The following is a 12,076-nucleotide window of genomic DNA, read 5'->3' on the forward strand; positions in this document are numbered from 1 at the left end:
CGCATCGTGGCCCTTCCCGCAGCGAATCCTTCCCCGCCCTTCAATATCGTCCGCGCCAGCCATGCGGAGTGGGGGGTGACGGACCTGGACTACGCCCGCGACTTCTATATCGACCTGCTAGGGTACGTATGCGAGGACGACGCGGGGGACAGGCTCTTCCTGCGCGGCATGGAGGAACGGAACCACCATTCGCTGATCCTGACGAAGGCGGACGAACCGGTCGTGCACCGCATCGCCTTCAAGGTCGCCGGAGACGCCGACCTGGACCGGGCCGAAGCCTTCTATGACGACGCCGGTTGCCGGACGGCTTTCGTTGACCGGTACGCCCAGGGCCGTACGCTGCACGTGGACGATCCCTTCGGCATCCCCCTGGAGTTCTATCACGAGATGGAGCGCCGGGACCTGCTGCTGCAGGAGTACCACCGTTACCACGGCGCCCATATCCAGCGCATCGACCATTTCAACCTGTTCTCCCATGACGTGAACGGGATGACGGCCTTCTACACCGAGTCGCTGGGGTTCCGGCCGACGGAGGTGACCGTGGCCGACATCGGGGACGAGCACTCCGACCTCTGGGCCACCTGGCTGCACCGCCGGGGCGGCGTCCACGACATCGCCTTCACTAACGGGCTGGGGCCGCGCCTGCATCACATCGGCGTCTACGTGCCCACGGCTATGGACATCATCCATTTCTGCGACCGGCTGGCCAGCTCGGAACACCGCGACGCCTTCGAGCGGGGACCGGGGCGCCACGGCATCTCGAACGCCTTCTTCCTGTACCTCTTCGACCGGGACGGCCACCGGATCGAGCTGTTCACGGGAGACTACGTCACCGTCGACCCGGATCATCCCGCGCGGGTCTGGGACCTGAAGGACACCCGGCGCCAGACCCTGTGGGGGCAGGCCGCCCCGCGGTCCTGGTTCGAGCACGGCACCCGATTTAACGGGGTCGAACCCGTCCCTTCGCGACTTGAAGCCGCACCGGTCATCGCACCGGAATGAGTACATGACGAACATCCAGGCCGCAATCCAACAGGAGCGCTCATGTCCCATACCCATGACGACGAACTCGTAGAAGAGATACTGCCGGCGGGCCAACCCCGGCTGCTCCGGGTACTGACGGCAAAAACCGGTACGGCGGTCATCATCGGTGCGATCATCGGATCGGGCATTTTCATGGTGCCGAGCACGGTAGCCTCGCAGGTCGGTTCGCCCGCGCTCAGCCTGTTCGTGTGGATCATCGGCGGCGTGCTGGCCCTGGCGGGCGCCCTGTGCTACGCGGAACTCGGCGCGGCCATACCGCGCAGCGGGGGTACCTATGCCTTCCTCAGGCGGGCGTACAACACGGACCTGGTCGCCTTTCTTTTCGGATGGGCCTTTCTCTTCATCATCATCACCGGGGCCATGGGCGCGGTGGCCACCGTATTCGCCCGGTACGCCGGCGGACTCTTCGGCATAGAAGACCTCTGGACCGAGCGGTGGCTGGCCGTGGGATGCATCCTCTTCCTGACCGTGGTCAACTGCCTGGGCGTCAAGATCGGCGGATCGGTCCAGAACGTGTTCGCCTTCATCAAGGTCGGCGCCGTCCTGGCCGTGATCCTCCTCGGTTTTTCCATGGCAACGGGAACGGAAGTCGCCTGGACCCCGCTGGTGCAGGAAAGGACGGGGACCGCGCTCCTCGGCGGCCTGAGCCTGGCGATCCTGGGGGCGCTGTTCGCCTACAACGGCTGGTTTTTCGTGACGTTCATCGCGACCGAGATCAAGGACCCGGCGCGGAGCATTCCACGGGCGATTTTCGCCGCACTGGCGATCGTGGCCACGGTCTATATCCTGGCCAACGTAGTCTACCTTACGGTCCTGTCCTTCGAAGAACTCCAGGCGTCCCGCCGGCCGGCGGCCGATACCCTCCAGGCCCTGGTGGGACCATCGGGTGCGATGGCCATATCGGCGGCCATCATGCTGACGACTTTCGGCACGGTCAACGCCCAGCTGATGGTGGCGCCCAGGGTCTATCACGCCATGGCGAATCACGAGATCTTCTTCCGCGTGTGCCAGTACGTGCACCCCCGTTTCAGGACGCCGGTGGTTTCCATCGTGATGCAGGGGCTGTGGGCTTCGGTCTTCGCGCTGACCGGCACCTTCGTCGAGATCGTCAGTTTCGCCATGTTCTACACCTACGTATTCCTGACGCTGGCGGTGATCGGTCTCATGATATTGCGGAGGAAGGAACCGGACCTGCACCGGCCGTACCGGGTGTGGGGATATCCCGTGACCCCCGTACTTTTCCTCGTGATCGCCGCGGGCGTGCTGGCCAATGCCCTGATCGGCGACTTTACGCGCCCGTTGCTGGGCCTCGTCATCCTGGCCATCGGACTGCCCTTCTATTTCTACTGGAAGAGGCAGCAGCGGGCGAACCCGGCGGTCGGATCGACGACCGACCCGGTGGCCGACTCGACGGCCGGCTCGACCGCCATGGAGTAAACCCGGCACATGTCCCGACCGCACGTCATCTACATCCTGTCCGACGAACACGCGGGCCAGGCCATGGGCCACGCCGGGGATCCCAACTTGCGGACCCCCAACATGGACCGCATGGCCGCGGAGGGTGTGAGTTTCATGCGCGCCCGGGCCAACTGTCCCGTGTGCACGCCTTCGCGGGGCACCATATTCTCGGGCCGCCACGCCCACGCCGGACCGGTGCAGGGGTTTCACGACGTGTACAAGCCGGCGGCGCCGAGCACGGCTACGCTGCTTCGAGAAGCCGGCTATCACACCGCCTATTTCGGTAAGTGGCACTGCGGGACGGTGCGCGACCAGATCCCCCCGGAGGTTCGGCGCGACCCGGGCTACTACGACCTCGAAGGGGCGGCGCGCACGCCGGAATTCCACCGGGGCGGTTTCCAGGACTGGTACGGATTCGAGATGAACAATGCGCCGTTCAGGGGATTCTACTACCGGGACGGCGACGTGGACCCCACGCGCATGCCGGGTTACCAGACCGACGCGTTGACCGACATGGCCATCGCGTACCTGCGGGACTACGACGGGGACCGGCCGCTCTTTCTCGTCCTCAGCGTGGAGCCGCCCCACTGGCCGCTCGAAGCGCCGGATGCCGACATGCGGTTCGATCCCGCGTCCCTGAGGACCCGCCCGAATTTCGGCGGTCAAGCCGATCTGAGGGAACGGCTGGCCGCCTACTACGCCATGATCGAGAACCTGGACGGGAACATCGGCCGCCTGCTCGACGCGGTGGGCGGCATGGACGGTTTCCGGGACAACACGGTGACGGTGTACTTCTCGGATCACGGCGACTTCATGGGAAGCCACGGCCAGATGGAGGACAAGGGACATCCCCACGAAGAGTCCGTACGGGTACCCGCGGTCTTTTACGCCCCGGGGGTCCTCGAGCCGCAGGGCGCGCGGCCGGACCTGTTCAGCCTGGTGGACATGGCGCCCACGACCCTCGGACTGGCCGGGGTGCCCGTGCCGGTCCACATGCAGGGCGCCGACTTTTCTCCGGCCTTGAGGGGCGCGGATTTCGACGGGCCCGGGGAAGTACTACTCGAAATGGTGGGGGCGCCCAGGGTGCACTTCGACTACGCGGACTGGCGCGGACTGGTCACGGACCGTTGGAAGTACGCCTTCTACGAGACCGGCCACGAAGTGCTCTTCGACCTGTGGGAAGACCCGTACGAATCGCGTAACCTGGCGGACGCGGATCCGGTCCGGCTGGCGGACATGCGGACGCGTCTGCTAAGCCTGCTGGAAGCCACGCGGGAACCCTATTTCGACGTGATCGTCCAGCACGGCGTCCGTCCCGACGGTCCGGCCCTGAACATTTCCCGTCGCCGGCGGGACGGCATCGCGCCGTCGTGGGACGACCTGATACGCAACGCCTGACGAAGGCGTATCCTGCCCAATCCAGGAGGGAACGACATGCTGGAACAGTTCAAACGCGACGGCTACATCCTCGTTCCCGGCGTCTTCAGCGCCGAAGAAATGGACGCCGCGCTGGAGGCCATGGAGCGGAATTTCTACGGCAAATCCTACGCGTCCTGGCTCGGGAACTTCGAACGGGGCGAACAGGGATCCGTGGGAGACGGGTTCACCACGAAGCAGGACGAAGTGGTGGGACGGTCCCAGTTTCCGGTGGGCGATCCGGCGCTCGACCGGCTCATCGAGAACGAACGCTACCTTGATCTATTCGAGCTGTTCCTGGACGACCGGCCTAGTTATTGCAACGCCCACCTGTTCATGCGCACCGGACCGGTGGACGAGCGGTATCCCGACGAATCCTGGAGCGGATACCACGTCGACCACAACACGAACTGCGTTCTTCCACCGTCCAAGGACGCCGCGCGATTCTCCTACATCAACTCCGGCGTGTATCTCCATGACGTCGAAGACGACGGCGCGCCCATGCTGCTCGTACCCGGTTCGCACACACGGGCGGCCGAGGTCTTTGCCGACGGATGGGACACCGGCAACATGGCGAGCGTCAGCCACGTCCGGGACATCCGCAAGGCCGGCCTGCAGGATCCGGTCCCGGCCGTGGGCACGAAGGGAACCGCGGCCTTCTATTCGTCCTACCTGCTCCATTCGGCGCAGCCCTTTCAGGACAAGAAAAAGCAGCGGGCCTTCTGGACCCTTTCCATGTGCCGCCGCGACGCCGACCGGTTTACACGTTTCTCGAATCCATTCATCTACGGCGAGCGGGAGTACATGCTACCATTCATAACGGATACGACCCCGCGCGTCCGGTCGCTGTTCGGCTGGCCCGAGCCCGGCCATCCCTACTACACGGAACAGACCCTGGGCCTCCTCGCGCGGGCCTTCCCGGGTATCGACCTGGACCCCTATCGCCAGGCTTTGCACCGGGCATCATGACCTTGACATCAACGGGCGTTTCCCGTTATCCTGATGTTGCATCGTCCGTTCCCTTTCAGGTCGCGGGACGCGTCGCCGTAATACGCTTCGGACAGGCGGTCAGATGGTCCCGACGCCGCCCCAGCACCTCTCCTTGAACCATGTGCGAATACACCGGCCCCAACCCCATACCCAAGATCGACATCCACACCCATATCCTGCCGGAGAACTGGCCCGACCTGCACAAGCGCTACGGGTACGGCGGGTTCGTCGAACTGGACCATTACCGGCCGGGATGCGCGCGCATGATGATCGACGGCAGGCAGTTCCGCGAGATACAGGCCAACTCGTGGGACCCGCCGACCCGGATCGGGGAATGCGACGCCGCCGGCGTGCACGTCCAGGTCCTCTCCACCGTCCCGGTGATGTTCAGCTACTGGGCGCAGCCGGCGGACGCGCTGGACCTGTCCCGCATGCTCAACGACCACATCGCCGATGTCGTCCATACCTGGCCCCGGCGTTTCATCGGCCTGGGCACGGTGCCCATGCAGGCGCCCGACCTGGCCATCCGGGAAATGGAGCGGTGCGTCCGGGAACTGGGCCTGTCCGGCATTGAGATCGGGACCCACATCAATGGCAACAACCTGAGCGAACCCCACCTGTTCCCGGTGTTCGAAGCGGCGGCTGAACTCGGCGCGGCGGTGTTCATCCATCCCTGGGACATCATGGGACAGGAGTCCATGGAGAAGTACTGGCTGCCCTGGCTGGTGGGCATGCCCGCCGAGACCTCACGGGCAATCTGTTCCATGATCTTCGGCGGAGTGCTCGAGCGCCTGCCCGACCTGCGCGTGGCCTTTGCCCACGGCGGCGGGTCCTTTCCCGCGACCATCGGACGGATCGACTACGGGTTCCAGATCCGCCCCGACCTGTGCGCGGTGGACAACGACGTGCTGCCGAGCGATTACCTGGGCCGGTTCTACCTGGATTCCCTCGTCCACGACAGCCGCATCCTGGACTACCTGATCCAGCTCATCGGACCGGACCACATCGCCCTGGGATCGGACTATCCCTTCCCGCTCGGTGAAGCGGTGCCGGGCAGGATGATCGAGTCCATGAGCCACCTGGACGATGACGTCAAGTCCAGGCTGCTGTACCGCTCCGCGCTCGCGTGGCTGAACCTGGCAGCAGACCGGTTTTTCGGTGGAAACGACTAGCCTATGGACACGCGACCCGACCAGCGAACGGACGCCGGCGAGATGGACGCCAGGGACGGGCTTTCAGCCTTCCGGTCGCGTTTTCACTTCCCGAGGGCCGGAAACGGGGCGGAGGCGGTCTACCTGGTGGGCCATTCGCTCGGACTCCAGCCCGTAGCCGCACGGGAATACGTGGAACGTGAACTCGACGACTGGCGAAGCCTGGGCGTCGAAGGGCATTTCAAGGGAGAGAACCCCTGGATGCCTTACCACGAAGCGCTGGCGGACCCGCTGGCCCGCCTTGCCGGCGCACTGCCCGGTGAAGTCGTCGCCATGAATACGCTCACGGTGAATCTCCACCTGATGATGGTCTCCTTCTACCGGCCGACCCCGGAGAGATTCCGAATCCTCGTCGAAGGGGCCGCCTTTCCCTCCGACCAGTACGCCGTCGCCTCGCAGGCGGCCTGGCACGGATACGACCCCGCGGAGAGCGTGATCGAGCTGTGGCCGCGGGAAGGGGAGAACACGGTCCGCACCGGGGATATCGAGGACCTGCTCGAACGGGAAGGCGCGTCCATCGCCCTGGTCTTCCTGGGCGGGGTGAACTACCTGACCGGCCAGGCCTTCGACATGGACCGGATCACGGCGGCGGGCCATCGCCAGGGCTGCGTCGTGGGATTCGACCTCGCTCATACCATGGGAAACCTGGAACTGCGGCTGCACGACTGGGACGTGGACTTCGCCGTCTGGTGTTCCTACAAGTACCTGAACGGCGGACCCGGCTGCGTAGGCGGGTGCTTCGTCCACGAACGGCACGGACGGAGAGACGACCTGCCTCGGTTCGCCGGATGGTGGGGACACGACAAGTCCACCCGGTTCCGGATGCCCTCGGCATTCGAGGCGATCCCGGGCGCGGAAGGCTGGCAGCTCAGCAATCCGCCCATACTCCCGCTGGCGGCCCTGCGCGCCTCGCTGGAGCTTTTCGACGAGGCGGGCATAGACAGGCTGCGCGAAAAGAGCAGAGGGCTGACCGGGTACCTGGAACACCTGCTCCGTGACCGCTTCCCGGGTGAATTGGACATCATCACGCCGTCGGACCCGGAGCAGCGCGGATGCCAGCTTTCGCTCAGGACGGGGCCGCGAGGCGGCTACGTGCACCGGCATCTGGCGGAACACGGCATCTGGTGCGACTGGCGGGAGCCCGACGTGATCCGCGTCGCCCCTGTACCGCTGTACAATAGTTTTGCGGACGTCCGCCGCTTCGTGGAGGTCATGGCGGAAGGCATGGAGCGGTCCAAGCGGGCCGGGTGATCCAGGCGGGCAGGATGAGCAGGATTACGATCCGGTCCGGAAGCAATCGAGGGTTGTCATGGGAGCCAAGCGGGAAACCGTAACCCTTATCGGCGCGGGCCTTGCCGGATCCCTGCTGGCGATCTTCCTCGCCCGCCGCGGATTCCGAGTCGAGGTGTACGAGAAGCGGTCCGATATCCGCCGCGAATCGGCTGGCGCCGGTCACGCCGGCCAGGCCGGCAGGTCGATCAATCTGGCCATGTCGGTGCGGGGCCTTCATGCGCTGGGGCAGGTAGGCCTGCGAGACGAAGTCCTGGCCATGGCGATCCCCATGGTGGGACGGCTGATCCATCCCGTGGAAGGCGACCGGGTCCTGCAGCCCTACGGCCAGCGGGAGGACGAGGTCATCTACTCCGTATCCCGCGGCGAACTGAACCGGTTCCTGCTGGACGCCGCGGAACGGGAAGACGGCGTGCGGCTGCATTTCAACGCCCGGTGCACCGGACTGGAATTCCGAACCGGCGTGCTGTACGTCCGCGACGACGCGACCAATCACGTCCACTCCCTCCGCCCCGACCGGGTCATTGGCGTGGACGGCTCGGCATCGGCCATCCGGACCGCCATGATGAACGTGGGCCGGTTCGACCTCTCCCAGCAGTACCTGACCCATGGCTACAAGGAACTGACCATTCCCGCCGGACCGGACGGCGCGTACAGGATGGAGCCCAATGCCCTCCATATCTGGCCACGGGGCATGTACATGCTCATCGCGCTGCCCAACCTGGACGGCAGTTACACCTGCACCCTCTTCTTCCCCCACGAAGGCGAGTACAGTTTCGCCAGTCTCCTGGAGCCGCGCCAGATACTGGACTTCTTCAAGATGCAGTTTCCCGATGCGACGGCGCTGATGCCCGATCTGGCCACCCTGTACCGCGACAATCCCACCGGGTCCCTGGTCACCCTCAAGTGTTCTCCCTGGCATTACCGCGACCGGGTGCTGCTCCTGGGTGACGCCGCGCACGCGATCGTGCCGTTCTTCGGCCAGGGGATGAACTGCGCTTTCGAAGACTGCACCATCCTCGACGAATGTATCGAGACGCACTGGCCGGACTGGGGAAGCGTATTCGAGTCCTTCGGGCGCCGTCGGAAGAAAGACACGGATGCCATCGCCGACATGGCGCTGGCCAATTACGTCGAAATGCGCGACCTGGTAAGCGATCCCGGTTTCCAGTTGCGGCAGAAGGTGGGATTCCTGCTGGAACAGAAGTACCCCGACCGGTTCATCCCGCGGTATTCCATGGTGTCGTTCCACCGGTACCCCTACAGCGAGGCACTGCACTGCGGCGAGATCCAGGAAGGCATCCTCCGGGAGCTCTGCGCCTCCATCTCCACGGCGGACCAGGTCGACTGGAACACGGCGGAGCGACTCGTCGGGGAACGGCTCGGCGCCAGGATGACGCCAGGATGACGCCAGGATGACGGGTGACGGCCGGCAGGAGGAACATGGCGGGGTGATCGCGATGGAGGCTGTCCACCGGCTTGACAGGTCTCCCGGACCGTTCTACATTAACCTGTAACCAGGCGCGGCACATCTGGCGCGGCGCACCCGGCGCGGTGCACCCGGCGCGGCACATCTGGCGCGGCGCACCCGGCCTCACGTATCCAAGACCACATTTCAGGCGGTTTCGCGGCATGATGCATGTACTCAACTACATCGGCGGTGAATTGCGCGAACCGGCCGGCGGCACGTACCTGGACAATATCGAGCCCGCTACGGGCGCCGTGATCGGCAGGACGCCGGACTCCGGCACGGGGGACGTGGAGGAAGCGGTCGTCGCCGCGGAAAAGACCTTTCCGGCCTGGTCGTCCCTGTCCGTCCAGGAACGATCCGCCCACCTCCTCCGCATCGCCGGCCTGATCGAGGAGAACCGGGAAGAACTGGCCCTGGCGGAATCAAACGATACGGGCAAGCCGGTGGCCCTGGCGGCAACGGTGGACATCCCCCGCGCCGCGAGCAACTTCCGGTTCTACGCGACGGCCATCGAGCACTTCGCCAGCGACGCCCACGCCATGGGCAGATCGGCCCTGAATTACACCCTCCGGGCGCCGATCGGCCTCGCCGGATGCATTTCCCCGTGGAACCTGCCCCTCTACCTGCTGACGTGGAAGATCGCGCCGGCCCTTGCCGCCGGCAACTGCGTGATCGGCAAGCCCTCGGAACTGACGCCCACGACCGCGTTCCTGCTGTCCAGGATATGCATCGAAGCGGGACTGCCCGCCGGGGTGCTGAACATCGTGCACGGCCACGGCCACAAGGCGGGCGCCGCCGTGGCGGACCATCCCGGCATTCCGGTCGTTTCCTTCACGGGCGGGACGGCGACGGGCAGGAGCATCGCGGCCGCGGCCGCGCCGAACTTCAAGCGGGTCTCCCTGGAGCTGGGCGGCAAGAACCCGAATATCGTCTTCGCGGACTGTCCCTACGAGGATACCCTGCAGACCGCCCTGCTGTCCTCCTTTTCCAACCAGGGAGAGATCTGCCTGTGCGGTCCGCGCATCCTCATCGAACGGCCCCTGTACGAGACCTTCCGGGACGATTTCGTAGAACGGACCCGCAGGCTGGCCGTCGGGGATCCGAGGGATGCCGGCAACCGGCTCGGCGCCGTCGTGTCCGAGGCGCATATGGACAAGATCCTGTCCTACGTGGAACTGGCCAGGGAAGAAGGCGGGCGGGTCCTCTGCGGCGGGCAGCGGGTACGGGTAAATGGCCGCTGCAAGGACGGGTGGTTCGTCGCGCCCACGGTGATCGAGGGCCTGTCGCCGGACTGCCGGACCAACCAGGAAGAGATCTTCGGTCCCGTGGTGACGCTCCTGCCCTTCGATTCCGACGACGAAGCGGTGGACCAGGCCAACGGCACGCCCTACGGCCTGGCCGCCATGGTCTGGACCGACAACCTGGGCCGCGCCCACCGCGTGGCCGAACGCCTGCACGCGGGTATCATCTGGATCAACTGCTGGATGCTGCGTGACCTCCGCACGCCCTTCGGCGGCATGAAGCAGTCGGGCGTGGGCCGCGAGGGTGGATTTGAAGCCCTGCGGTTCTTCACCGAGCCCAAGAACGTGTGCATCAAGATGTAGCGGACGGTATGGATGGTATGGACGGTATGGACGGTACGGACGATATCCCGCAAGACCAGTCGGAACGCGGAGACACGGCGATGCAACAGCATTACGATTCCGATCGGGCCCCCGAGCCGGTGGGACCCTATCCCCATGCCCGAAGGGTGGGGAACCTGCTGTTCCTGTCGGGCATCGGGCCCCGCGTAAGGGGACGACAGGACATTCCGGGCGTGACCCTGGGGCCGGACGGCGAGATCGCGTCCTACGATATCGAGCAGCAGTGCCACGCCGTTTTCCACAATGTCCGCTCCATCCTGGAAGACGCGGGCAGCGCCTGGGAGAACCTCGTGGACATCACCGTGTACCTCACCGACATGGAAAAGGACTTCACGGTATTCAACCGGATCTACCGTGAGTATTTCAGGGAGCATCAGCCCTGTCGCACCACGGTCGGGGTTTCCCGGCTCCCCACCCGGATTGCCATCGAATTGAAATGTATCGCTACGATCTGAACAAGGAGGTCCGATCATGGCCGTAACGGCTCCATTCAATTTCAAGGCCTGGATAGACGAACACAGGCACCTGCTCAAGCCTCCGGTCGGCAACCAGTGCGTCTATACAGAGGCCGAAGACTTCATCGTCATGGTCGTCGGCGGACCGAACGCCCGCAAGGACTACCACTTCAATGAAGGCGAAGAGTTTTTCTATCAGGTGGAGGGCGATATCGTCCTGAAGATCATCGACGACGGAAAGCCGGTGGACGTCCCGATCCGGGAAGGCGAGATCTTCCTCCTGCCGGCCGGGGTCCCTCATTCGCCCCAGAGACCGGCGGACACCGTGGGCCTGGTCATGGAAACCAAGCGCAGAAGCGGTGAGATCGACGGGTTCATGTGGTATTGCGAAAGCTGCGGGGAGAAACTCTACGAGGAACGATTCGAACTGGAAGATATCGTCAGCCAGTTGCCGCCTGTCATGAACCGGTTCTTCAACAGCGAAGAACACCGTACCTGCAGGATATGCGGCGCGGTCATGCCGAAACCGGAAGGCGGGTGATCGGGAGACCCATACCCTTCGAAGACGTACTCTTTTAGTTTTCTGCGGGAAAATGCAGGCCTTTTCCGACTATTGCCTGTACAAGCATCGAGGATCGCGTTTACAGGGATTCAACGTCCCTTCGCACTGAAATCGACACGAATTGCGGATTTCTGCGAAAAAACGCGTTCTTTGTCCGGATTTAGAAGCAAAAATCGACAAAAAGTTGACAAATTGCCGATTTGTGCTTATCCTTTGTTTAGTAGTCCGGTGATGCTTTCGGAAAGGGGGTAGAATATGGTCCTGATTTACCGCGGATTCGAAGGCAACAGGGTGTTCAAGTGGTGCCGGGGAGACTCGGACCGGGTCAGCGTGATGTTTCCGGCTAAGCCCTTCTACAACCGGTGCATCAGCCGGGTGCTGGACGAAACGCGCGCCGGCAAATCCGTCCTGGCCTGGGGAGATCCCGAAGGCCTGTCCCGCCTGGGACTGGCCCTCAACGAGCGGCACATACCGACCACGCCCTTCGGAGACGGAATCGCCATGCACTGATCGCGGCTGGCGGAGAACGACTGGTG

General features: G+C 64.4%; 11 protein-coding genes. All 11 read left to right on the forward strand.

Annotated elements, in window-relative coordinates:
- The first annotated feature begins 6 nt into the window (after window positions 1-6).
- The 11 genes from hpaD to F4X08_12595 all read left to right on the forward strand — a co-directional run bounded on the left by hpaD (window position 7) and on the right by F4X08_12595 (window position 12,050).
- Entirely contained in the window at window positions 7-1,002 is a 996-nt protein-coding gene (hpaD, locus tag F4X08_12545; GenBank protein MYD26631.1) for a 3,4-dihydroxyphenylacetate 2,3-dioxygenase, read from the forward strand.
- A 42-nt stretch (window positions 1,003-1,044) separates the two neighbouring features.
- Window positions 1,045-2,481 carry an amino acid permease gene (locus F4X08_12550; GenBank protein MYD26632.1) on the forward strand — a complete coding sequence of 479 codons (1,437 nt, stop codon included), beginning with the start codon at window positions 1,045-1,047 and terminating at the stop codon, window positions 2,479-2,481.
- Between the two features lie 9 nt (window positions 2,482-2,490).
- Window positions 2,491-3,900, forward strand: a complete 1,410-nt coding sequence (locus F4X08_12555) for a sulfatase-like hydrolase/transferase (protein MYD26633.1) — start codon at window positions 2,491-2,493, stop codon at window positions 3,898-3,900.
- A 36-nt stretch (window positions 3,901-3,936) separates the two neighbouring features.
- Window positions 3,937-4,887: a phytanoyl-CoA dioxygenase family protein gene (locus tag F4X08_12560; protein ID MYD26634.1), complete on the forward strand. Its 951-nt coding sequence runs from the start codon at window positions 3,937-3,939 to the stop codon at window positions 4,885-4,887.
- Window positions 4,888-5,027: 140 nt separating this feature from the next.
- Window positions 5,028-6,080 (forward strand): amidohydrolase, encoded by a 1,053-nt coding sequence (locus tag F4X08_12565; protein MYD26635.1) that lies wholly within the window; start codon window positions 5,028-5,030, stop codon window positions 6,078-6,080.
- Window positions 6,081-6,083: 3 nt separating this feature from the next.
- Window positions 6,084-7,370, forward strand: coding sequence for a kynureninase (gene kynU / locus F4X08_12570; GenBank protein ID MYD26636.1), 1,287 nt, complete (start codon window positions 6,084-6,086; stop codon window positions 7,368-7,370).
- Between the two features lie 58 nt (window positions 7,371-7,428).
- A complete protein-coding gene (locus F4X08_12575) occupies window positions 7,429-8,817 on the forward strand; it encodes an FAD-dependent monooxygenase (GenBank protein MYD26637.1) in 1,389 nt (462 codons plus the stop codon).
- A 224-nt stretch (window positions 8,818-9,041) separates the two neighbouring features.
- Window positions 9,042-10,484 carry an aldehyde dehydrogenase gene (locus tag F4X08_12580; protein MYD26638.1) on the forward strand — a complete coding sequence of 481 codons (1,443 nt, stop codon included), beginning with the start codon at window positions 9,042-9,044 and terminating at the stop codon, window positions 10,482-10,484.
- An 80-nt stretch (window positions 10,485-10,564) separates the two neighbouring features.
- Window positions 10,565-10,978 carry a RidA family protein gene (locus F4X08_12585; protein ID MYD26639.1) on the forward strand — a complete coding sequence of 138 codons (414 nt, stop codon included), beginning with the start codon at window positions 10,565-10,567 and terminating at the stop codon, window positions 10,976-10,978.
- 16 nt (window positions 10,979-10,994) lie between these two features.
- On the forward strand, window positions 10,995-11,519 hold the full coding sequence (locus F4X08_12590) for a 3-hydroxyanthranilate 3,4-dioxygenase (GenBank protein ID MYD26640.1): 525 nt from the start codon (window positions 10,995-10,997) through the stop codon (window positions 11,517-11,519).
- 276 nt (window positions 11,520-11,795) lie between these two features.
- A complete protein-coding gene (locus F4X08_12595; GenBank protein MYD26641.1) occupies window positions 11,796-12,050 on the forward strand; it encodes a hypothetical protein in 255 nt (84 codons plus the stop codon).
- Window positions 12,051-12,076 lie beyond the last annotated feature (26 nt).

Source organism: Gemmatimonadota bacterium, from assembly GCA_009841265.1.
Classification (GTDB): domain Bacteria; phylum JAAXHH01; class JAAXHH01; order JAAXHH01; family JAAXHH01; genus JAAXHH01.